At 68.5% G+C, this 20,225-nt stretch carries 21 protein-coding genes; 7 read left to right on the forward strand and 14 right to left on the reverse strand.

All coding sequences use genetic code 11. From position 1 onward, the window contains the following. Nucleotides 1-34: 34 nt before the first annotated feature. From BLS97_RS19545 to BLS97_RS19560, 4 genes are all read right to left on the reverse strand, one after another. Nucleotides 35-1,009 carry a carbohydrate ABC transporter permease gene (locus BLS97_RS19545; protein ID WP_090479385.1) on the reverse strand — a complete coding sequence of 325 codons (975 nt, stop codon included), beginning with the start codon at nt 1,007-1,009 and terminating at the stop codon, nt 35-37. 8 nt (nt 1,010-1,017) lie between these two features. Further along, on the reverse strand, nt 1,018-2,298 hold the full coding sequence (locus tag BLS97_RS19550) for an extracellular solute-binding protein (RefSeq protein WP_090479390.1): 1,281 nt from the start codon (nt 2,296-2,298) through the stop codon (nt 1,018-1,020). A gap of 168 nt (nt 2,299-2,466) precedes the next feature. Next, nucleotides 2,467-3,480 (reverse strand): LacI family DNA-binding transcriptional regulator, encoded by a 1,014-nt coding sequence (locus BLS97_RS19555; RefSeq protein ID WP_090479393.1) that lies wholly within the window; start codon nt 3,478-3,480, stop codon nt 2,467-2,469. 164 nt (nt 3,481-3,644) lie between these two features. Beyond that, nucleotides 3,645-5,357: a sensor histidine kinase gene (locus BLS97_RS19560; protein ID WP_090479396.1), complete on the reverse strand. Its 1,713-nt coding sequence runs from the start codon at nt 5,355-5,357 to the stop codon at nt 3,645-3,647. A gap of 177 nt (nt 5,358-5,534) precedes the next feature. On the opposite strand from BLS97_RS19560, the gene BLS97_RS19565 reads away from it, so the two are divergent. Beyond that, nucleotides 5,535-6,524 carry an Acg family FMN-binding oxidoreductase gene (locus BLS97_RS19565; protein ID WP_090479399.1) on the forward strand — a complete coding sequence of 330 codons (990 nt, stop codon included), beginning with the start codon at nt 5,535-5,537 and terminating at the stop codon, nt 6,522-6,524. Nucleotides 6,525-6,617: 93 nt separating this feature from the next. Here BLS97_RS19565 and BLS97_RS19570 read toward each other — a convergent pair whose 3' ends face one another. The 5 genes from BLS97_RS19570 to BLS97_RS19590 form a co-directional block, all read right to left on the reverse strand. Beyond that, complete coding sequence (locus BLS97_RS19570; protein ID WP_090479402.1) at nt 6,618-7,262, reverse strand: response regulator; 645 nt, start codon at nt 7,260-7,262, stop codon at nt 6,618-6,620. Between the two features lie 145 nt (nt 7,263-7,407). After that, nucleotides 7,408-7,965 (reverse strand): flavodoxin family protein, encoded by a 558-nt coding sequence (locus BLS97_RS19575; protein ID WP_090479406.1) that lies wholly within the window; start codon nt 7,963-7,965, stop codon nt 7,408-7,410. A 40-nt stretch (nt 7,966-8,005) separates the two neighbouring features. Next, nucleotides 8,006-8,923, reverse strand: a complete 918-nt coding sequence (locus BLS97_RS19580; RefSeq protein WP_090479410.1) for a universal stress protein — start codon at nt 8,921-8,923, stop codon at nt 8,006-8,008. A gap of 80 nt (nt 8,924-9,003) precedes the next feature. After that, the gene (locus BLS97_RS19585; RefSeq protein ID WP_090479413.1) at nt 9,004-9,615 is read right to left on the reverse strand and encodes a DoxX family protein; all 612 of its coding nucleotides are present in this window, start codon (nt 9,613-9,615) and stop codon (nt 9,004-9,006) included. An 81-nt stretch (nt 9,616-9,696) separates the two neighbouring features. Beyond that, a complete protein-coding gene (locus tag BLS97_RS19590) occupies nt 9,697-10,179 on the reverse strand; it encodes a hypothetical protein (protein WP_157695555.1) in 483 nt (160 codons plus the stop codon). Between the two features lie 231 nt (nt 10,180-10,410). On the opposite strand from BLS97_RS19590, the gene BLS97_RS19595 reads away from it, so the two are divergent. The 5 genes from BLS97_RS19595 to BLS97_RS19615 all read left to right on the forward strand — a co-directional run bounded on the left by BLS97_RS19595 (nt 10,411) and on the right by BLS97_RS19615 (nt 14,908). Continuing rightward, nucleotides 10,411-10,938 carry a universal stress protein gene (locus tag BLS97_RS19595; RefSeq protein WP_090479418.1) on the forward strand — a complete coding sequence of 176 codons (528 nt, stop codon included), beginning with the start codon at nt 10,411-10,413 and terminating at the stop codon, nt 10,936-10,938. A gap of 220 nt (nt 10,939-11,158) precedes the next feature. After that, entirely contained in the window at nt 11,159-11,881 is a 723-nt protein-coding gene (locus tag BLS97_RS19600) for a GAF and ANTAR domain-containing protein (protein WP_090479420.1), read from the forward strand. Continuing rightward, complete coding sequence (locus BLS97_RS19605; protein ID WP_090479424.1) at nt 11,878-12,579, forward strand: TetR/AcrR family transcriptional regulator; 702 nt, start codon at nt 11,878-11,880, stop codon at nt 12,577-12,579. The genes BLS97_RS19600 and BLS97_RS19605 overlap by 4 nt, the downstream gene beginning before the upstream one ends. Before the next feature lie 121 nt (nt 12,580-12,700). Then, nucleotides 12,701-12,916 carry a hypothetical protein gene (locus tag BLS97_RS19610; RefSeq protein WP_157695556.1) on the forward strand — a complete coding sequence of 72 codons (216 nt, stop codon included), beginning with the start codon at nt 12,701-12,703 and terminating at the stop codon, nt 12,914-12,916. 576 nt (nt 12,917-13,492) lie between these two features. Beyond that, complete coding sequence (locus tag BLS97_RS19615) at nt 13,493-14,908, forward strand: bifunctional aminoglycoside phosphotransferase/ATP-binding protein (protein ID WP_197676285.1); 1,416 nt, start codon at nt 13,493-13,495, stop codon at nt 14,906-14,908. Between the two features lie 28 nt (nt 14,909-14,936). On the opposite strand, the gene BLS97_RS19620 is transcribed toward BLS97_RS19615, so the two are convergent. The 3 genes from BLS97_RS19620 to BLS97_RS19630 form a co-directional block, all read right to left on the reverse strand. Continuing rightward, the gene (locus BLS97_RS19620; RefSeq protein WP_172832309.1) at nt 14,937-15,602 is read right to left on the reverse strand and encodes a BON domain-containing protein; all 666 of its coding nucleotides are present in this window, start codon (nt 15,600-15,602) and stop codon (nt 14,937-14,939) included. A gap of 16 nt (nt 15,603-15,618) precedes the next feature. Next, nucleotides 15,619-16,104, reverse strand: coding sequence for an Hsp20/alpha crystallin family protein (locus BLS97_RS19625; protein ID WP_090479433.1), 486 nt, complete (start codon nt 16,102-16,104; stop codon nt 15,619-15,621). 120 nt (nt 16,105-16,224) lie between these two features. After that, the gene (locus BLS97_RS19630) at nt 16,225-16,524 is read right to left on the reverse strand and encodes a PLD nuclease N-terminal domain-containing protein (RefSeq protein WP_090479436.1); all 300 of its coding nucleotides are present in this window, start codon (nt 16,522-16,524) and stop codon (nt 16,225-16,227) included. Between the two features lie 245 nt (nt 16,525-16,769). Here BLS97_RS19630 and BLS97_RS19635 point away from each other — a divergent pair, with 245 nt between their 5' ends. Next, a complete protein-coding gene (locus tag BLS97_RS19635; protein ID WP_090479439.1) occupies nt 16,770-19,196 on the forward strand; it encodes a cation-translocating P-type ATPase in 2,427 nt (808 codons plus the stop codon). Between the two features lie 15 nt (nt 19,197-19,211). Here BLS97_RS19635 and BLS97_RS19640 read toward each other — a convergent pair whose 3' ends face one another. Both BLS97_RS19640 and BLS97_RS23060 read right to left on the reverse strand, forming a co-directional pair. Next, nucleotides 19,212-19,877 carry a BON domain-containing protein gene (locus BLS97_RS19640; protein WP_090479442.1) on the reverse strand — a complete coding sequence of 222 codons (666 nt, stop codon included), beginning with the start codon at nt 19,875-19,877 and terminating at the stop codon, nt 19,212-19,214. A gap of 76 nt (nt 19,878-19,953) precedes the next feature. Beyond that, nucleotides 19,954-20,127 carry a hypothetical protein gene (locus BLS97_RS23060; RefSeq protein WP_157695557.1) on the reverse strand — a complete coding sequence of 58 codons (174 nt, stop codon included), beginning with the start codon at nt 20,125-20,127 and terminating at the stop codon, nt 19,954-19,956. Between the last annotated feature and the right edge of the window lie 98 nt (nt 20,128-20,225).

The following is a 20,225-nucleotide window of genomic DNA, read 5'->3' on the forward strand; positions in this document are numbered from 1 at the left end:
GCGGTGACCTCGACCGACTCGGTGATCGCGGCGCTCATCGGTTGTCTCCTTCGGTGAGTCGACGTCCGATCAGGGCGATCGCCAGGACGAGAATGACCAGCACGATCCCGATCGCCGACGCGACGTCGGGATTGCCCTGCTCGATGCCCTTCTGGTACATGAGCAACACCGGCGACGTGGACGCCTTGTCGGGGCCACCGCCCGAGGTCAGCAGGTAGGGCTCGGTGAACAGGTTGGCTCCGGTGACGATGGCGAGCAGGATGACCAGGCCGGTGGCCGGCCGCACTCCGGGAATCGTCACCGACGTGAACGACTTCCATTTCCCGGCGCCGTCGGTGGCCGCCGATTCGTACAGCTCCTTGGGCACGTTCTGCAGCGCCGCCAGGTACAGCAGGATGAAGAAGCCCAACTGCTTCCAGGTCACGAAGATGGCGATCGTCGGCATGGCCCAGAACGAGTTGACCAACCAGGACGGACTGGGCGCCAACGGCCCGAGGACCTTGTTGACGAGTCCGTCGGAGTTGAACAGGAACAGCCACACACCGACCACCGCCACGCTCGCGGTCACGTACGGGACGTAGTACGAGACCCGGAAGAACGTCCGCCCCCGAATGGCCTGGTTCAAGGCGGCCGCCAGTCCGAGTGAAAGGACGACGGTCAGGGGCACGTTGATGATCAGGAACACACCGACGTGCGCGAACGACTGCAGAACGTCCGGGTCGGTCAGTGCGGTCTTGTAGTTGGCGAACCCGACGAAGGGGTGAGGGACGCTCACCCCGGGGGCGGTGAAGTAGTACTTGTGGAACGACATGTACACGGCGAACCCCAGGGGGAACGCGAAGATCGCCCCGATGAAGATCGCATACGGCGCGGTCAAGGCGATCCCGATCGGCTGGCGGCCAAATATCTTGGCCACCAACCGATCGTGACGAGCCTTCTCGCTCCGCTGCTCGACCTTCGGACTCTGTCGTCCGGGCTGGGCCGGTCGATCCAAGGAAGGCAGTGTCATGACGGGACCTAGGACTGTCCGGCCAGCGAATCGATCTTGGTCGCCGCCCCGGGGAGAGCGGTGGCCGGGTCACTCTTGCCGAAGATCACCGAGGAGGACCAGGCGTCGCGGAAGGTCTGCCAGATCTGCACCGAGTTGGAGACGTTCGGGACCTCCACGGTGCGGGCCGCCTGGTCGGCGAACAACTTGTACTCAGGGTTCTTGGTCAGGTAGTCGGCGTAGACCGTCGACACGTCCTTGCGGAGCGGCATCTGCCCGGTCAGGGTGAGGAGCTGGGAGTCCTGCGCGACGCTGGTCGAGAACTTCATGAACTCCCAGGCCGTGCCGCGGTTCTGACAGCTCGCGTACATCCCGACATTCTTCGCGTCGGAGAACGTGTGGATCTTGTCCGCCGCGGTGCCCTTGGAAGTGGGGACCGGAACGACGCCCCAGTCGACCTTGCCCTTGTAGTTGGCGATGGCCCAGGGGCCGACAACGGCCATGGCCGCGACCCCGTCGGCGAACGAGTCACCGTTGTAGGTCTCGGTACCGGCCAGTTTGTCGGTGTAGAGGGTCTTCCAGAAGTTGGCGACCGCCAGCCCCTCAGGGGAGTTGAAGGTCGACTTCTTGTCCACCAGCAGTTGCTTGCCCCCGGTCTCGGCCGCGTACAGCGGGTAGAAGTCGAACCAGGACTGGTAGAACTGGCTGGCCGGAGACGGGAAGATGGCGTACTTCGCCGCACCGGAGGACACGATCTTCTTGCTCGTCGCGATGAAATCGGCGTAGGTGGCCAGGGCCGGTGTGGTGATGCCGGCCTTGGCGAAGATCTTCTTGTTGTAGAAGATCATCACCGGGTTGGACTTCCACGGCAGCTGGTAGTAGTGCCCGTCGGAGGATTGATACTGCTTGCTGATGTCGCCGGTGCGCCCCTCGATGTAGGACGCTCCGTCGGCGAACGAGTTCAGATCGACCAGGCCGCCCTGCTTCTGGAACTGCGGGACCGCGGCCGGCGACGTGTTGTAGATCAGGCACGGCTCGGTGCCGGCCGTGATGGCCGCCCCGATGACCTCTTCGGAGGACTTGCCGGCCGGAACCTCCTCGGCCGTCACCGTCTGGTCGGGATGGGCCGTGTTCCAGGCCGCCACGGCTTGTTTGCCCCAGGCGACCTCCTGCGCGTTGTTGGAGTACCAGATCTTGATCGGACCGGTCGCGGTGGAACTCGAACCCGAACCCCCGCTGCTGGATCCGCAGGCGGTCAGGGCGATGGTGCCGAGGAGCAGGCCGGCGATGGCCAGCGACGTGCGTTTCATGACGACTTCCTTGTCGTGGTGGGGACAGGTGTGTGGTGCACCGCTCCGATGAGAGGAGCGGAGGCCGTGGCCCGGTTTCGCGGACACGGCGGGGCAAGCGGGTGGCAACGCAAGGACACCGGAACTAGTACCCGGTGATGTGGGGAACGGTGGTGGAGCGGGCGTGCGCTAGGGCGGCGGGGCGGTGGAGCCCCGAAGGATGAAGGAGGCGGACGGAAGTTGGACATCGGTGACAACGCCGCCGCCGAGCAGGGCCACCATGGCCGAGGCCGACGCCTGACCCCAGGCGAAGGCATCGGTCCGGACGGTGGTGAGCGGCGGATGCAGATGGGCCGAGAGTTCGGCGTCGTCGAAGCCGACGATGGACAGATCGCCCGGCACGCTCAGGCCCCGACGGTGGGCCTCGGCCATCCCGGACACGGCCATCAGGTCGCTGGCGTAGAGGATCGCCGTCGGCGGGTGCGGTGCGTCCAGCAGTTCGGCGGTGGCCCGCGCACCGCCGGCGGCGGTGAAGTCCGATTCCACCCACGACCCGGGCGGAAGACCGGCGGCACTGAGGGTCTCGGCCCAGGCGGACCGGCGCCGATCGGCGTGCAGGTACTCCTGCGGACCGCCGACGTGGGCGATGCGACGGTGCCCCAGCGCGATCAGGTGATCCAGGGCCGTTCGCACACCGGGCAGGTCGTCCAGACAGACGGCCGGAATGCGGGAGTCCTCCGACGGGCGGTTGAGCGACACCGCCGGCAGCCGCAGCTCGGCCAGCAGGCTGGGTCGGGGGTCGGCCTGGCGAAGGTCCGTGACGAAGACACCGTCGACCCGTCCGTTGGCCAATTCCGTGTACGCCTGCTTCTCCTCTCGGACATCCGAGACGAAACGCAGCATCAGGGCCATTCCGATCGGTGCGATCACCTGCTCCAGCCCGGCGATGAACGGCGGGAAGAACGGGTCGGCGCGCAGCATTTCCGGGCGCCGGGCCAGTACCAGTCCCAATGTGCCGGTCTTGGACGAGGAGAGTGCGCGGGCCGCATGACTGGCCCGAAACCCCAGGTCCTCGACCGCCTGCAGGATACGGAGCCGGGTGGCCGAGGCGACCCCGGGCTTGTCGTTCAGGGCCAGGGACACGAGCCCCTTGGACACCCCGGCGCGCGCAGCGACGTCAGAGATCGTGGGTTTTGCGCTCACTCGCCGTCCCTTCACCGTTGAATCCGACTGCGAGGATTAAACCGGTTTAGGGCGAATTCTGTCAAGCACTCTTTCTTCGTCCGCCCTTGGTCGGGGCGGCCGTCGATGGCCTGATCGATTCCGGAGAGTCGTCCTCTGCGTTCCCGCGGTGGACGGCGCGGGCGTCACGGCAGCGGTACGGCCCAGCGGATCTGGGTGCCGTGCGGGTCGACCCGTCCGATGGTGCAGGTGGCACCGGCGACGACGGCCTGTTCGGCCATGCGCCGCAAACCGCTGCGGACGGCGGTGTCGGGGATGCCGATGCCGTCGTCCATGACGGACACGACCATCTCGTCGTTCACCGAGACGGTCACCCTGAGCTCGTCGGCTCCGGAGTGACGGACGGCGTTGCCGACCGCCTCCCGCACCACTGCCTCGGCCTGCCGGGCCATCGCGGGGGCGACGATGTCGACCGGCCCCGACATCCGGACCGTCGTCCGGATCGGGCGGCCGGCCGTGAGCTCGCTGATCGCGCCCTGCAGCGTCGCCCGGAGCCCGGGCCCCTGACGCGAATCGAACTGCAGGTCGAAGATGGCGGTGCGGATGTCGTGGATGACCTGTTGCAGGTCGTCGATGTGTTCGGTCAGATGCTGCGACACGGTCGGGACGACGGTCCGGTGTTGGGTGCCCTGCATGGCCAACCCGATCCCGAACAACCGCTGAATGACCTGATCATGCAAATCCCGCGCGATCCGCTCCCGATCAACCAACACATCCAACTCCCGCCGCGCCGCCAACGCCTGCGCCCGCCCCAACGCCAACGCCGCCTGATCAGCAAACGCCGACACCAACTGCAACTCCTCCTCATCAAACCGCGCCGCCCCCGGCGACCGAATCGTGCACAACACCCCCGCCCGCGCCTCCCCATCCCCCAACGGCAACACCAACGCCGGACCAAACTGCCCCCCCAAATCAAACCGCAACCGCCCCACATTCCGCGGCGTCCGATCCACAAACACCTCCCCCGCCGTCGACCCCACCACCGGAATCCGCCGCCCCGTCACCGTGTCCGGCGCCAACCCCACACACAACGTCACCTCCAACACCGACCCATCATCCGGATCAGCCAACGCAATGAACGTGAACTGCGCCCCCGCCAACTCCCGCGCCCGCGACGCAATCAAAAACAACACCCGCCCCGGATCCGAACCCCCCAACAACTCCGACGTCACCTCCGTGATCGCCTCCAACCACCGCGCCCGCCGCACCCCCTGCTCAAACAACCGCGCATTCCCCACCGCAATCCCCGCCGCCGCCGCCAACACCTGCACCACCGACTCATCCTCCGCCGTAAACCCCACCCCACCCCGCTTCTCCGTCAAATACAACCGCCCAAACGTCGCCCCCTGCGCCGACACCGGCACCCCCAAAAACGACCGCATCGGCGGATGATGCACCGGAAACCCCACCGACGCCGGATGCACCGACAAATCCGCCAACCGCAACGGCTCCCCCTGCGAAATCACCACCCCCAACACCCCACCCCCCGTCGGCAACGGCCCAATCCGCTCCCGCGTCACATCATCAATCCCCTCATACACAAAATGAGACAACCCACCATCAACCCCCAACACCCCCAACGCCCCATACTCCGCCCCCACCAACTCCCGCGCCGCCCCCACAATCCGCCGCAACGTCACCTCCAAATCCAACCCCCGCGACACCGCCAACACCGCCGACAACAAGCCGCCCCAGCCCGTCGAACCGTCGACGGCAGCCAGATGGCCCTGGCTCAGCTGCGTCTCGTCCATCAGCGGCCTCAGGTCGAGAGGTGACGGTGGGTTCGCGTGCCGATCGGTCTGTCCACCGGAAGCGGGGAGGTCTAACCGTTCGGCCATCGGTCAACCTTGACACGCGACGGACGGTTCACCCATACACCGTATGGAGGAACTTCCGCAATCGGGCGGGCAGGCGGGACTTTCGGCACTGGTCCGATCCGCGTCGCCCGAGCAGAGTGAGGGCAGATCGGCATCCGTCTCGGCTGTCGATTCGGCAGGCAGCGAGGACCGGAGAGCATGACGACGCTTCTGAGGCCAGTAGGCAATCTCACCGACGGAGAAGTCGAGTCCGTGTTGCAGGCGGCGATTGCCGCCCCTTCGCTGCACAACAGCCAGCCGTGGTTGTTCCGATGCACCGACCGGACGATCGAGCTGCGAGCGGACCCGGAACGCATGCTGCCGGCCAGCGATCCGGACCGTCGGGAGACGTTGTTGGCGTGCGGTGCGGCCCTGCTGAATCTGCGGATCGCGATCGGCGCGTTGGGATCGGCGGTCGATCTGCGGTTGCTGCCCGATCCGGCGGATCGCGATCTGCTGGCCATCCTCCGGCCCGAGGGGTTCGCCCGGGTGACTCCGCATGACCAGCGGCTGGCACGCGCGATCCGCCAGCGTCACACGAGCCGGCGCCCGTTCCTCGATGAGCCGGTGCCGCCCGAGTTGTGTGCCGAGATGCGGCGCGCGGCCCGGACCGAGCAGTCCTGGTTGGCCACCGTCGCACCGGCCCAGCAGAGCCGGTTGCGCGACATCCTGGCCGAGGCCCATCGGGTGCAACAACAGGATCCACAGTTCAGAGCCGAGTTCGAAGCGTGGACGGCCCGCACCGGTGACTCGTCCGACGGTGTGCCGCTGCGCAGCGCGGGCATCCGCCCGGCGCCGCAGGATGTCTGGACGATGCGCGACTTCGGCACCGGGTCGGCGCCGGAACGCCGGCCCGGCAAGGAGTTCGAATCGGATCCGCTGGTTGCCGTCATCGGCTCGTTCCACGATCTCCCGTTGGCGCAACTGAACGCCGGCCAGGCGATGCAGCGGGTATTGCTGACCGCCACCGCCGGTGGTCTGGCCTCCTCCTTCATGTCGCAGGTCATCGAGGTGCCGTCGGCGCGGGCCGAACTTCGAGGGCTGCTCGGCGGCGCCCTGTGGCCGCAGACCGTCCTTCGGCTGGGTTACGGCTCACCGGCCCCCCCGACTCCCCGACGGCGGCTCGACGAGGTGCTCAGCGTCGACTGAGGGGCCGCACAGCAAGGGCCGCGCACGTCAAAGCCGAACACCCCGGAGTGGGACACTGGCCGCGTCACTCGACCCGGCTCGGCGCGACCTCACCTATCGGGTTCGAGCGCGCATCTCGGTCGCGAGGACAGCAGCCTGGGTGCGGCGTTCCATTCCCAGCTTGGCCAACAGCCGTGAGACGTAGTTCTTGACCGTCTTCTCGGCCAGGAACATCCGCTCGGCGATCTGCCGGTTGGTCAAACCTTCACCGATCAGATCCAGGACGGTGTGCTCCTGCTCGGTCAGCCCGGCCAGCGGCCCTGGCCGATCCGAGTCGGTACCGGCCCGCAGCCGATTCATCAAGGCCGCCGCGGCCCGGTTGTCCAGCAGGGACCGTCCGGCGCCGACCGTCCGCACCGCGGACAACAGGTCCAACCCCGTGATGTCCTTGATGACGTACCCGCCGGCGCCCGCCATGATCGCGTCGACCATGGCCTGTTCGTCGGGGTAGGAGGTGAACATCAGGCAATTCAGATCCGGCAGCATCGACCGCAGCTCCCGGCACAGTTCCACACCGTTCCCGTCGGGCAGCCGCACATCAAGCACCGCGACATCGGGCCGGGCGGCCGGAATGCGGGCCAGCGCCTCGGCCACGGTGGATGCCTGCCCGACCACGGTCATGTCGGATTCTTCGTCCAGCAGGTCGGCGACGCCGCGACGGACGACTTCGTGGTCATCGGTGAGGAAAACCTTCAGCATCTTCGCGCTCCCGAATCAGCCCCGGGCCGCCGACGGCGGCGTGCAACCAACAGGCCAATTCTAGGGCGTAAGGACGACGTGCGGTGGATCGCGTGCGGATCATTGTTGCCGGGTCGGCACCTGCGCCGCTGGTCCCTCATCCGGCCTAGAGCAGGTCGTCGCGATGGCCACGCAGGACCAGCGGCTCGATGTGCGCCGTGATCTCCCGCCCCCAGGACGCAGCCCGCTCCAGTTCGCCCGGAACCAGCTGGTTGTCGGCATCGACCAGGAAGCTGACCGGTCCGGCCACCACCTTCACCCCGTGCTGGTGCAACAGATGCTTGATGGCCCGCCCGGCCCGCCCGCTCAACAGGGGGCTGATGTTCCGCCTCGTGTCGAACACGGCGGCTCGGCTCGGGAGCGGATCCTCGCGTTCCAGCCACTCGCGCAATCCGATGCCGGTTGCGTCCGGTTCCAGTTGTTTGTGGCTGTCGGGTTCGCTCGCCTGGTCGGCCGCTCCTTGCCGGGTGGTCGGCCGGCTCAGGGACCAGGCATGAGTAGGCGCGCCGATGATCAGCAGGTCGGCGGTCGACACGATCGTCGGATCGGCGGATCCGACCGGTTGGCACCAGACCGAGTGGACCGGCCGAATCGAATCGGCGATGGCCTCGGCCACCTGCCGGGTGTTGCCGAACATCGATTCGTAGACGACGACGATGTGCATGGACGCTGCTCCTCGATCAGGGGTGGACGAGAGGATCTGGTCAGGGCCGATCGGGCCGGGTACGGACCACGGCGACCGGACAGGGCGAATGGGCGATCAGTGTGTGGCTGGTGGAGCCCAGGAGCAGCCCGGCGATGGCGCTGCGGCCACGGCTTCCGACCACGATCAGACTGGGCCGGGCGTCGAGCGGAACCTGCTGATAGCGGTGCAGGATCTGGGTGGCCGGGTGGCCGTGCAACAAGGTGGGCAGGACGGGGACGTCGGGGTACTTGTCGGCCCAGCCGGTCAGCTGTTCGGCCAGCAACCGCTGCTCCCGCTCCTGACGTCGCTGGTCCGCGGCCTCCGAGGAGTAGTACGGCACATCGATGACGCCCGGCTCCTCCCCCCAGCAGTGCAGCGGAACCAGACACGCCTGCCGCAACGAGGCTTCCTGCAGGGCGAAGGCCAACGGTGCGGCGTCCAGGTCCGAGCCCTCCACCCCCACCCACACCGGCCGGTTGGACGGGTTGTCGGCCGCGACGTCGCGCAACACGACGACCGGACCTCGGCCATGGGCGGCCACCCGCGCCGCCACCGACCCGAGCACCGCCTCGGTCCACTCGCTGTCACCGTGGGACCCGAGCACCGTCAGCAACGCCGACCCGGTCGCTTCGATCAGCACTCGAGCCGCGTTGCCGCGGCGCAGCAGCGTCGACACCGTCAATTCCGGGAATTGGGCCCGTATCGCCTCGGCGGCGTCGGTGAGCACCTGCTGCGCCCAGTGCCTGACGTCGGTGTAGACATCCGGGGCGATCATCACTCCCGGCCCGGCGAACCCCACCGACACGTCATAGGCGAGCAGCAACGTCAACTCGGCCCGGCGACGCACAGCGGCGCCGGCCGCCCATCGGGCGGCGTCCAACGCGCAGGCCGACCCATCGATCCCGACCACCACCTGGTTGTCCGGGTACCCGCTCATCCCATCGTCCCTTTCCGTCCAACCGCGTCGGCCCCCGGCGTCGATGCCGGGGGCTTCCTCGTCGCCGCGCAAGCGGCGGGCTATCGCAGGATGCGGTACTGCTGCACCACCGGACGCCGCGACCACCAGCGTCCCAACCCCCACGCCGACCCAACACCCAACGTCGCCACCACGATCAACCCCACCGCAAAGATCAAGTGGTAGTCCAGGAACGGGTTCGTCGAGCCACTGGCCGTGCCGGTCGAGGTGAACCGGGCCATCGGCCATTCCGCCACCCACATCAACACCAGCAAGATGGATCCGGCCACCGCCGCCACGCGCAACAACACCCCCGTGATCAACGCGACTCCGATTCCCAGCAAGCCGATCATGAACAACCAATCAGCCCACCCGTTGCCGGCCATCGACCGGAACCCGCTCTGCCACGGACCGACCTCCACGTGACTCAGGAACCCTCGCGTCGGCGAGCCACCTCGCACCCACCCCTGCGAACTCTGCGTCGAGTAGCCCCAGCCGAATGCCTTGTCGGCGAACGCCCACAAGAACACCCACCCAAGACCGAACCGCAACAACTCCACCGACCAATGCGGTCGACCCATCCCCGCCACCGGCGACACGCGGGTTTCCACCGCGGCAGCGGCACCACCCTGATCCACCGGAACCCGAACCGACCGACGCTCGTCCGTCGACATCACCGAACTCCTCTCACCTCATCGAAACACCAGGACCAACAAAGCATCTCCCCCGCCACCACCCCCGAAGAGGGCCGAAAGTCACATCCCGCGCGGCATTGGACCCACTGCGTGACGATGGACCAACCAACCGATCAGCATCACCAGCAGGCCGGCCACGAACATGACCGGCTGCAAGAAGAAGAAGTGCCCGACCATCAACCACTGAACGACGATCCAGCCCACCTGAGCCGTTCCGGCCAGCATGGTCAGGGCGAACGCCGCACGCGAAGCGAGCACCTCGGCGACCGCGGCCGTCGCCATCGGCACGGCGACGATCAACAGGAGGAAGATTCCCGGCCACACCCATGTCGAGAACGGTGTCGACCGAAGCCACTCCGAGGGAATGCCGATGCGATCGTCGGCGATCAGTCCGACCCCGCCGTAGACCGCCCCGACGGCGACCACCACCTCCAGCGCAACCAGAACCCAGCGGGCCCGCCCGGCTCCGCCGGCAGCTCCCCGATGTTGGCCGGCCGGAGCCGACGATATCGAGGGCGATGATGCGATTCTGGAATGAACCACGGCCTTCCTCCGATCCAGTGCCGGGCCGACCGCGGTGATCGGCCGATGACCAGCGTGGTTCGGTCCCCGGCCGGGGTCCAGAGGAAAAGGTCCCGTTCGGGCCGACCAGGGTTGGTGCCGCACATGGCCGCTTGATGACCTTCGGCCCTATCGCCACGAGCGCGCAGGGACGACAGTCCATTCGTGGGAAGGCCCGAGACCGATCGGTCCGCCCCCGGAAGGGAACTCATCATGACCTTGCTTGCCGGTGCTGCTCGAATCGTCGCCGCGGTCGACGGCTCACCGTCGTCGGTGCGGGGCCTGGCCCAGGCCCTCCGGCTGTCCACCGATCCCGAGGTGCGGGTGACCGCCGTCCAGGTCTGGCATCGGTACTACGGAGTCAACCTGCCGTCCACCTGGACCCCAGAGGCCGACGCTCTCCGCGTCCTGGAGAATTCGATCCACGCGGCCGGCGTCGATCCCGGACGGATCGAGCGATTGGTCATCGAAGGCGATGCCACGCAGGAATTGCTCCGGCTCAGCCGGACGGCCGACCTGTTGGTGCTCGGCAGCCGGGGACACGCGGGAATGGCCGGCCTGCTGATCGGTTCGGTCAGCTCGGCCTGCGCCGCCCACGCCCACTGCCCCGTCCTGGTCGTGCATGCGGACGACCGGCTGCTCGGCCGGCCGCCCGGCCCCCCGGACGCGCCCGAACGAGCTGACCCGGCGGCCCGAGAATCGGCCCCGGCCCGGCCCGGTGGCCCAGCCGACCGGCGATGAGACAGACCCTTCCGCGCGCGGGCGGACGGCTCCGCCCGAGGGTGCCGCGGCCGAGTGCATCCTGCCGTTGGACCGACTGGTGGAACCTTCGCAATCCCCCGCCCTCCCGGTTCGCCTACGCCGTACGCTTCGAATGCAGCGACAACAAGCCCGCTGACCGTCGCGTTACCGCCGGTATTTGCGTGCCGTGCCGTGGCCTGGGCCATGGAGTCGAATCCCGATGAACCGAATCGATCGTGCCGAAGGGGCGCCGTGGCCGCCTGATCAAGCGCGGACAGATGGCGCAGCCGAACTCGAGACCACCTTGCGCCAGGTCATCGCCGCCGCTGTGGACGCAGAGCTCGGCGACCACGTCAGCGTCTCCGAGCGGGTGCCAGGGGGCGAGATGAAAACGACCGCCTCATCCGGGGAATTGGTCGCATTGATCGACAAGTCGCAACACCGGCTGTGGGAGGGCCCCTGCATCGACGGGGTCTACTTCCGGGATGTCCTGACGTCGTCCGCGGTGGCCACCGACCCCCGGTGGCCACGATGGGGCCCGGAGATCGCCGAATGGGGCATCACCAGCCTGATCAGCGTCCATCTGTTCGCCGACCAGGACGCGATGGCCGCCCTGAACGTGTACAGCGACCGTCCGCGGGACTACTCCGAGGACGATCGGGAGGCGGCCCGCTTGATCGCCGCCCACGCATCGATCGCGTTCGCCCACGTCCGTGGGCCGACCCACTGGTGGAAGGCCATTGACGCCCGGCACAGCATCGGTCAGGCCGAGGGCATCCTGATGAACGAGTTGGGCGTCAGGGCCATCGAGGCGTTCGGCGTCCTGCGCCGACTGTCGCGGGAGCGCAATGTCCGGCTGCACGTGCTCGCGGCCGAGGTCGTCCGCAACGGCGGCCTCCCTCCCCCGGTCCGGAGCGTGCCTGCGTCGCGGCCGGCGTCATGACCACCGGCCGTTCACGGCAGGCCCCGTTGCGGCACCTGAACCGGGACCTGATCGTCGACCAGGCCCTGGCTCTGGCCCGCGTCGGCGGCGTGGCCGGGGTCTCGATGCGCAAGGTGGCCAACGCGCTCGGGGTGGAGGTGATGTCGCTCTACCACTGGGTGCCCAGCCGGGATGCGCTCCTGGTGCTGATGGCCGACCGTTCGGTGGCCCTGATACCCGCTCCGGACCCGGCGCTGCCCTGGCCCGATCGGCTCCGGACGGTGCTCCTGGATCTGTATCAGGCCGGCCTGGACAACCCAGTTCTGTTCGAAGTACTGGCCGCGGAACAGCTCCGGCCTCGGACTCTGATCTCGGCACCCGACGCGGGCGGTGCCGTGATGCGTTTGCTGGAGTCGATCCTGCGGATGCTGGCCGAAGCCGGATTGTCCGGACCCCAGATGGTGCACGCTTTCCGGGGCCTCCTCGGCATCATCGTCGGGTTCCTGGTCGCCCAGGTCGACGGGCTGCCCACCGCGCGCGCGCAGACAACGGCGAGCGGTCGCCTCGGTCCCCTCGGCCTGTTCGACGCCATCGATCCGGCCGAAGGCGTCAGCTATGCGGTGGACCTGTTCCTCGCCGGGTTGCGTCACTCCGACGGCCAATCGCCGCCGGCGCCCGGCCCCGAGCACGACCAGTCCGGAGCCGACGTTCCGCCGTGACCGGTTCCGAACGAAGGCCTTTTGACCCTAGGTGGCATGGCCCGGCCGGGCACAATGGAATTCACCGGATATCACCGCCGAACGTCTGCGGCGTATCCCGCTCGGGGAAAGGGGTCGTTCCATGACTGTCAGTCGTGCTGTGCCGCATCTGGATCCCTCCATGGTCGATCAACTCGAGTCGGAGTGCGCCGGGCGGTTCGCTCCCGGCGTCGTGCACGACGCGTTGGTCGAAGCGGCTCGGGATCTGGAGGGTTCGATCCGGTCGGATGCGTTGCCGCAGATGGCGTTCGTGCTGGCCCGGTATCGACTGAATCGGGACGAGGAGGCCGGAGAATGATCGTCTTGGCGGTGGTCATCGGAGTCGCCGCAGCGGTGACGTTCCTGACCGCGTTCGTCAGTCGCGCGTGAGCGGGAATGCCGGCGTCTGCGTAATCGGATGGTAATGAGCGAATGATTGCTGGCGGATGCCGCCGCGTGCGAGGATTCGACCCTTACGGGTGACGGTGGCATCCGGGTAGTTCCGGCCGATGTCGCTCTCATGGCGTATACGTCGGCGGTGGTGTTGTGTCAGGCCGGTGCCCCGGCCGCGCGGAACCTCCGGTCCTGATGACCTTCGGCCCTAGGCCGGACCTCGCCCACTGGAGCAGGATCAGGATCGGGCACGACGGCCGATCCCTCCGTCCCGCAGGCTGAGAAAGAGTCAGGGAGCGGGACATCGGCCCCTCATTGACGCCGAACGGACGGGTGACGATCAACGATGGACCGAGTTCAAGGTCGGGCACCTCTCGCCCGCTCCGGGCGGACGGCCGAACACACGGCACCGGGACCGGGAACGGACCGAGATCGCCCGGGCGGAGTCGTGATCGTGACCGAGCCGGAACCGGCAGCGATTGCCGAGACTCACTGTGCGGTCGTGACCTTCATCGGCGACAAGGCGTTCAAGATAAAGAAGCCGGTGGACCTCGGATTCCTGGACTTCACCACGCCCCAGGCCCGGAAGGCGGTGTGCCACCGGGAGCTGGAACTCAATCGACGTCTCGCCCCTGACGTCTATCTGGATGTGGCCGAGGTGTCGGACGGAGCCGGACGGCCCTGCGACTGGATCCTGGTCATGCGGCGCATGCCGGCCGACCGACGGTTGTCCACCTTGGTCCGACAGGGGGCCGACGTCGACGACGAACTACGGGCCCTGGCCAAGATGCTGGCCGCCTTCCACTCCCGAGCCGAACGCGGCCCTCGGATCGACGCGGCCGCCTCCGCGGCCGGGCTGGAACGCCGTTGGCGCGACAATCTGGACGAGATGTCCCGCTTCCGAGGTGATCCGCTGGAACCCGATGTGCTGGACGACGTGGCCGGCCGGGCCTTGGGCTACATCGCCGGGCGGGCCGCGCTGTTCCGTGCTCGGGCCGAACAACGGCGCAACTGCGACGGTCACGGTGATCTGATCGCCGACGACGTCTTCTGCCTGCCCGACGGGCCGCGCGCGCTGGATTGCCTGGAGTTCGACGATCGGCTCCGTTGGGTGGACGGGCTGGACGATGCCTGTTTCCTGGCCATGGATCTCGAGCGGCTGGGTGCGCCCAGGCTCGGCAGCCGATTCCTGGATCTGTACGCCGAATTCTCGGCCGGACCCAGGTCGACCTCACTGGAACACCACTACACCGCCTATCGGGCGCTCGTCCGGGCGAAGGTGGCGTGTCTGCGCCACGAGCAGGGTGTGGTCGAAGAGGAGCAGCGGGCGCGATTTCTGCTGACCATGGCCCAATGGCACCTGCGCGTCGGTCAACCCCGGCTGATCCTGGTCGGCGGACTGCCCGGAACCGGGAAGTCGACCCTCTCCGGAGCCCTGGCCGACCAACTCAACGGGGCGATCGTGCGGTCCGACCGGGTGCGAAAGGAGATCAACGGCATCGACCCGGAAGCACGCGCCGGAGCGGCGTGGGAAGCGGGCCTCTACCGCCCCGAGATCTCCGAGATGGCCTACGCCGCAATGCTCGTCCGGGCGCGGGAGATGCTGGACATGGGCGAGACGGTCGTCCTGGATGCCAGCTGGAGTTCGGCCGCCCAGCGTGCCCGGGCGCGCTCCGTCGCGGCCGACTCGTCCAGTCCGATCGCCGAACTCCGCTGCACGGTGGGGACCTCGGTGGCCATGGACCGGATCGCTCGACGACGAGGTTCCGGCGATCCGTCGGACGCCACCGGTGAGATCGCGACGACCATGGCCGCGCACTTCGATCCCTGGCCGGAGGCTGCGGTCATCGACACCGGTCACGACCCGCAGCGCACAGCCCAACTGGCCCGATCGATGATCGACGATCGGGCCAGCTGAACCGGGGGGGGGGGGGCGATTTCTTCGATCAGCCCCGAACCACCAACAGATTCCTCACCTTGGTCACACCGGGCGCCGCCCAAGCCGCGTGCTCGGCCTGCATCCGCGCCGACCAGGAATGGACGGTACCGGTCAACTCGACCACACCGCCCGGGTCGTCGGTGACCTCGATCCCGTCCGCCTCGACCTGGGCATTGCGATGCAGGGCGGCCGTGATCGCTCGTCTGGTTCCGGCCGCCGGTGCGGTCGGGCGCAACTTGATCTCGTCGACGACGTCGACCACGCCCTTGAGATAGGCGACCGCTCGCCGAGCCGCGGCCCGTTGGAACTGCCAGGGCACTGAACCGGTCAGAGTGATCACGTTGTGGTGCACGGCGACCTTGACGCAGTTGTCCGGCACGTCGACCGCGCGTTCCAGGGCACGAGTGGCCGCCCGGGCGACGTCGGCATCGTTGACCACCGAATCGCTGCGGACCTCGATCTCGTCGGCGACGGCGGTCACGCCGCGCACCCGAAATGCAGCCTTGGCCGCCTGTACCTTCTCGGGGTAGCTGTTCACCTCGCCGGACAGGGTCACCGCACCGTCGGTGACGGCCACCCCGATGTGGGCGTCGTGGACGGCCGGTGTCCACTGCAGCTCTTTACGCACCGCGTCCTGCAGGTCGGTGTCGGCCTGCAATTGCGCTGTATGCATCTCACTGCCCCCTTCGTCAGCCCTTTTCGATCGCGATCCGGGAGGCCGCGGACACCGGCGGGTTGGTCGGCATCGAAATGCGTACCTCCAGGATGCCGTCCTTGTAGCTGGCCTTGACATCGGAACTGGTGACGCCCTCGGGCAGCCGCACGGACCGGCGGTAGCTGCCGTATCGGAACTCCGAGCGGTAGCCGTCCGGCCGCTTCTCCTCGTCCCGTTCCTCCCGCTGGGCGGCCAGGTGCAGAATCCCGTCAGCGACGGTGATCTCGATGTCCTTCTCCGGATCGACGCCCGGGAGCTCGGCCCGGATCACTCCGTGTCCGTCCTCGACGTACTCCTCCACCTTGATCATCTTGGTCCGGCCGTCGACGAACGGGTCCACCTGATCCCCGCCGGCGAAGTAGTTGCGGAACAGACCGCGAAACGCCCGGTCGAACCAGTCGTCGGACCATAGTTCTTCGGACGGCCAGGTCACAGCATTCTTCGCTTTCACGATGGACATGTTCGGGTTCCTCTCCGTCGCGTCGGCGGGTCTGTCCCGCCCGCGCCTTCCATCATCGGAACTCCTACCGGCCCGTCAAAGGGCCGAAAGTCCCCACCCGTCAACCGATCGGCCCCACGGTCAGTGGCGGCGCACGCGCTGGTGCCCGAACACGAAATAGGCCACCGGACCGACGAAGTTGATGAAGCTGACCGCCACCCACATCCCCTTGGGTCCACGGATCTCGTTCTGCGGGCGGCGTGCGATATCGCGCAGGGCGGCCGTCAACAGGGCCAGCTGCACGGCCGCACCGACGACGGTTCCCCGTTTCGCTCCTGGGCTCAGGTCGGCCCAGGACCGCGCCTTTCTCCCGGTCCGTCGTTCGGCCGGACGGCCGGTCCCGGCCGCGTCCCCGTCCTGGGCCGATATCTGAGTCGACATGCGCGCACTTCCCTTCGCCTGATGAGCACGGCCGAGCAGCAAGCAGATCCCGCACGGCCGCGCCGAGCCCATTCTGATCCGGGGCGCGGCGGTCCGAGAAGGGCCGAAGGTCCCCACCGACCGGACCCCGCAACTGCCCGGTCCGGGCCGTCGCACGAACCGGACCGAGCTTGTCGATCCGGCCGACGCGGCCGGTGACCTTCGGCCCTAGGTCGTCGGGGCCACGATGCGGAAGGCTCCCGGCCATGGCTGACGCCGGTCGCTCGCCGACCGTTCCCGGCTCGGCGCCGACCGGCCTGAGCAGTTCGGTGGCCGCGTCGCGGTTGGAACGCGACGGCCGCAACGACGTGCCGACCGTTCGTTCGTCGCATCTGCTCACCACGGTCCGGCGGCAACTGCTCGACACCATCATGTTGGTACTGCTGACCGCAGCTGGGTTGACCGCGCTCACCGCGGATTGGACCGACTGCGCCGTCATCGTCGCGGTCATCGTGCTGAACACGATTCTCGGAACCGTCCAGGAGGTGCGGTCGGCGCGGTCGATCGCCGCCCTGGCCGATCTGACCGCTCCGCAGGCAACGGTCATCCGCGACGCGGTCCCGCGGCTGATCCCCTCCAGCCAGGTGGTGCGGGGGGATCTGCTCGCCGTCAGCGGCGGCGACATCGTGGCCGCCGATGCCACCCTGTCCCTGGCCCAGTTCCTGCGGGTGGACGAGTCGATGTTGACCGGTGAGTCGATACCGGTCGAGAAGACCGACGGCGATCGGCTGGCCGCCGGCACAGTGGTCAGCACGGGTCGGGGTCTGGCCGTCGTGCAGGAGACCGGGGCCAGATCCTCGATCGGCTCGATCGCGGCCTCGCTGAGCAAGATCCGGCCGGCCGGCACGCCTCTGCAACGTCAGTTGGCCACCCTGGGGCACCGCCTGGCCGTCGCTGCGGCGGCCGCGGCCGTGGTGGTGGCCGGGCTGAATCTGGCCATGGGCCACGGCCTGGAAACCAGTGTCGTCCTGGCGATCAGCCTCGCCGTGGCCGCCATCCCCGAGTCGCTGCCCGCGGTTTCGGCCATCGCGCTCGCGCTGGCCGCGCGACGGATGGCCGAGGCCGGCGTCCTGGCCCGCCATCTGGCCGCGGTCGAGGCCCTCGGGTCGGTGACCGTGCTGGCCGTGGACAAGACGGGAACCCTGACGGAGGGCCGGATGTCGGTGTCCGACACCTGGGCCCCCGATATCTCGGTCGCGGTGGGCGGAGTGGATCTGCTGTCGGCCGCGGCGCTCTGCAACAATGCCAGGAACGCCGACGACCCGCTGCCGAGCACGCATGACGACCCGCTCGAGGTCGCCCTGGTCGATGCGGCGACCGCAGCCGGGATCGACGTCGCGGCCCTCCGGCGTCGGTGGGTCCGGGTCGGCGAGATCCCCTTCGATGCGGCGGCGACCCGCATGCAGACCACCCATCGGTCGGGCAACCGGCAGGTCGAGCTGTGCAAGGGATCGCCCGAGGCGGTACTGGGATCGGTGCTGGACGAGTCCGACCCGGCGGCCGGGGCGATGGCCGAGCGCTGGGCGGCGGCCGGGAGCCGGGTAATCGCGGTCGCCGGCCGCACGGACGGCCGGTGGCACCTGTTGGGCCTCGTCGCCATCACCGACGCTCCGCGCAGCACGGCCCGAGGAATGATCGAACAGTTCCGGCGGGCCGGTATCCGGCCGGTGATGGTCACCGGCGACCACCAGGCGACCGCACAGGCGATCGCGTCGGCGATCGGCCTCATCGGACCGGGAGATCACCCGCTCTCGGCCGCCGAATTCCTGGCCGGAGCCGACGGAAGCGTGCTGGCCCGGGTGCGGCCGGAGGAGAAGCGAGCGATCGTCGGCGAGCTGCAACGCCGCGGGCAACTGGTCGCCATGACCGGTGACGGAGTCAACGACGCCCCGGCCCTCCGCCAGGCCGACATCGGTGTCGCCATGGGTCGACGCGGTTCCGAGGTAGCCAAGCAGACGGCCGACCTGATCCTCACCGACGACGGCCTGCCGTCGATGATCTCGGCCGTGCGTGAAGGACGCCGGGCCGCGGACAACCTGCGCCGGTTCCTGCACTACGCGGTCAGTGGCGGCATCGCGGAGATCGTCATCATGATCATCGGGCCGGTCCTGGTGGTCCCGGTGCCCCTGTCGGCGGGCCAGATCCTGTGGATCAACCTGCTCACCCACGGCCTGCCGGGCGTCGCCATGGGCAGCGAGCCGGCCGTGGCCGACGTGCTGACCCGGCCGCCGCGCACACCGACCGATCAACTCCTGGATCGCCGAGCGGGACTCCGGGTCGCCCTGCTCGGGACCTGGATCGCCACCGTCTGCCTGCTCGCCGGCCGGATCGGGGCCGCGACCGGCGGGTCGGCCCAGAGCACCATCTTCGTCGCCCTGACGTTCGCCCAGCTAGGCGTGGCCGTCGCGCTGCGACCGGGTCGCGCGATCCGGCACAACCCGCTGCTCCCGGCGAGCGTGGGGCTGAATCTGCTCCTTGTCGTGCTGGCCGTGACCTGGTCCCCTTTGCTGGCCCTCTTCCACACCCGCCCGCTGACCTACGGTGAGTGGCTGCTGTGCGTCGGGGCGGGGGTTCTCGCGGCCGTCGTCGGCCGCCGGCAACGGCAGGACTCGTCCGCGGTGGGCGGCCGATGAGCGACGCGGCAGCTTTCAGAACTGCACGCGGAGCTCGTTCTCCACGTCGGTGACACCGGGGGCGCTCCACGCCGCATGCTCGGCCTGCTGTCGTTCGAACCAGGAATGGGCGCTCCCGGACAGGCGGACCGTCCCGTCGGGAGTGGCGGTGACGGTGATGTTCTGCGCCTCGACCTGGGCGTTGCGGTGCAGGGCGGCCACGATCGCGGCCTTGGCGTCGGCGGCCATCCCGCCCCGGTGGATCTTGATGTCGTTGACCACGCCGCGGACACCCTTCAGGTAGGCCACGGCGCGTCGGGCCGCGTCCCGCTGGTACTGCCACGCCACCGCGCCGGTGAGCGTGACCACTCCGTGCCGGACCGTCACCTTGACGGTGTGGTCGGGCACATCGACCGCGTGCTCGATCGCCTCGGCCGCGTGCCGGGCGACGTCGGTGTCATTGGTCGGGACCAGGGAGCGCACCACGATCTCATCGGCCACGGCCAGGACGCCACGCACCCGCAGCGCGGCCCGCTCGGCCTGCTCCTTGTCCGGGTAGCTGTCGACCTCTCCGGACAGAGTGACCGCGCCGTCGGTCACCGACACGCCGATGTTGACGGCGTCGACGCTGGGCGTCCACTCCAGCTCCTGCAGCACGGCACTCTTGAGATCCGCATCGGTGCGGCTGGTGAGGATCGACATGACCGGGGCAGTCCTTTCTGGCGCACGGATCAGATCTGGGGACCGATCAGATGAATCGCACCGGGGCCGGGAGACTTCAGCGACCGGCGGCGATGTCGATGGCCAGCTGCAGTAGTTCGCTCTCCCGCCGCCGTTGATCCCCCGCCGCGGATTGCGCCGACACGTCGGCGATCCGTTGGGCCGGAACCACCGCCTTCAGGACCTCGGACCGTCCGGGCCGCAGCACTGCGGTATCTGGATGTCGATTCATCACACCTTCTCGATCGTCGGGTCTGTGTGCCGGCCGGGACCATCACCCGGGGACGGTTGGGGGGGTCGCAGTCATCGTGTCCCCTGTTCGGTCGTCGG

The sequence above is a fragment of the Nakamurella panacisegetis genome, from assembly GCF_900104535.1.
In the GTDB taxonomy this organism is placed as follows: Bacteria; Actinomycetota; Actinomycetes; order Mycobacteriales; family Nakamurellaceae; genus Nakamurella; species Nakamurella panacisegetis.

What these genes read in the sequence shown, in the direction of transcription:
- BLS97_RS19545 (WP_090479385.1), bottom strand. Translation starts at nt 1,009, where the DNA reads ATGACACTGCCTTCCTTGGATCGACCGGCCCAGCCCGGACGACAGAGT.
- BLS97_RS19550 (WP_090479390.1), bottom strand. Translation starts at nt 2,298, where the DNA reads ATGAAACGCACGTCGCTGGCCATCGCCGGCCTGCTCCTCGGCACCATC.
- BLS97_RS19560 (WP_090479396.1), bottom strand. Translation starts at nt 5,357, where the DNA reads ATGGCCGAACGGTTAGACCTCCCCGCTTCCGGTGGACAGACCGATCGG.
- BLS97_RS19565 (WP_090479399.1), top strand. Translation starts at nt 5,535, where the DNA reads ATGACGACGCTTCTGAGGCCAGTAGGCAATCTCACCGACGGAGAAGTC.
- BLS97_RS19570 (WP_090479402.1), bottom strand. Translation starts at nt 7,262, where the DNA reads ATGCTGAAGGTTTTCCTCACCGATGACCACGAAGTCGTCCGTCGCGGC.
- BLS97_RS19575 (WP_090479406.1), bottom strand. Translation starts at nt 7,965, where the DNA reads ATGCACATCGTCGTCGTCTACGAATCGATGTTCGGCAACACCCGGCAG.
- BLS97_RS19580 (WP_090479410.1), bottom strand. Translation starts at nt 8,923, where the DNA reads ATGAGCGGGTACCCGGACAACCAGGTGGTGGTCGGGATCGATGGGTCG.
- BLS97_RS19585 (WP_090479413.1), bottom strand. Translation starts at nt 9,615, where the DNA reads ATGTCGACGGACGAGCGTCGGTCGGTTCGGGTTCCGGTGGATCAGGGT.
- BLS97_RS19595 (WP_090479418.1), top strand. Translation starts at nt 10,411, where the DNA reads ATGACCTTGCTTGCCGGTGCTGCTCGAATCGTCGCCGCGGTCGACGGC.
- BLS97_RS19600 (WP_090479420.1), top strand. Translation starts at nt 11,159, where the DNA reads ATGAACCGAATCGATCGTGCCGAAGGGGCGCCGTGGCCGCCTGATCAA.
- BLS97_RS19605 (WP_090479424.1), top strand. Translation starts at nt 11,878, where the DNA reads ATGACCACCGGCCGTTCACGGCAGGCCCCGTTGCGGCACCTGAACCGG.
- BLS97_RS19610 (WP_157695556.1), top strand. Translation starts at nt 12,701, where the DNA reads ATGACTGTCAGTCGTGCTGTGCCGCATCTGGATCCCTCCATGGTCGAT.
- BLS97_RS19620 (WP_172832309.1), bottom strand. Translation starts at nt 15,602, where the DNA reads ATGCATACAGCGCAATTGCAGGCCGACACCGACCTGCAGGACGCGGTG.
- BLS97_RS19625 (WP_090479433.1), bottom strand. Translation starts at nt 16,104, where the DNA reads ATGTCCATCGTGAAAGCGAAGAATGCTGTGACCTGGCCGTCCGAAGAA.
- BLS97_RS19630 (WP_090479436.1), bottom strand. Translation starts at nt 16,524, where the DNA reads ATGTCGACTCAGATATCGGCCCAGGACGGGGACGCGGCCGGGACCGGC.
- BLS97_RS19635 (WP_090479439.1), top strand. Translation starts at nt 16,770, where the DNA reads ATGGCTGACGCCGGTCGCTCGCCGACCGTTCCCGGCTCGGCGCCGACC.
- BLS97_RS19640 (WP_090479442.1), bottom strand. Translation starts at nt 19,877, where the DNA reads ATGTCGATCCTCACCAGCCGCACCGATGCGGATCTCAAGAGTGCCGTG.
- BLS97_RS23060 (WP_157695557.1), bottom strand. Translation starts at nt 20,127, where the DNA reads ATGAATCGACATCCAGATACCGCAGTGCTGCGGCCCGGACGGTCCGAG.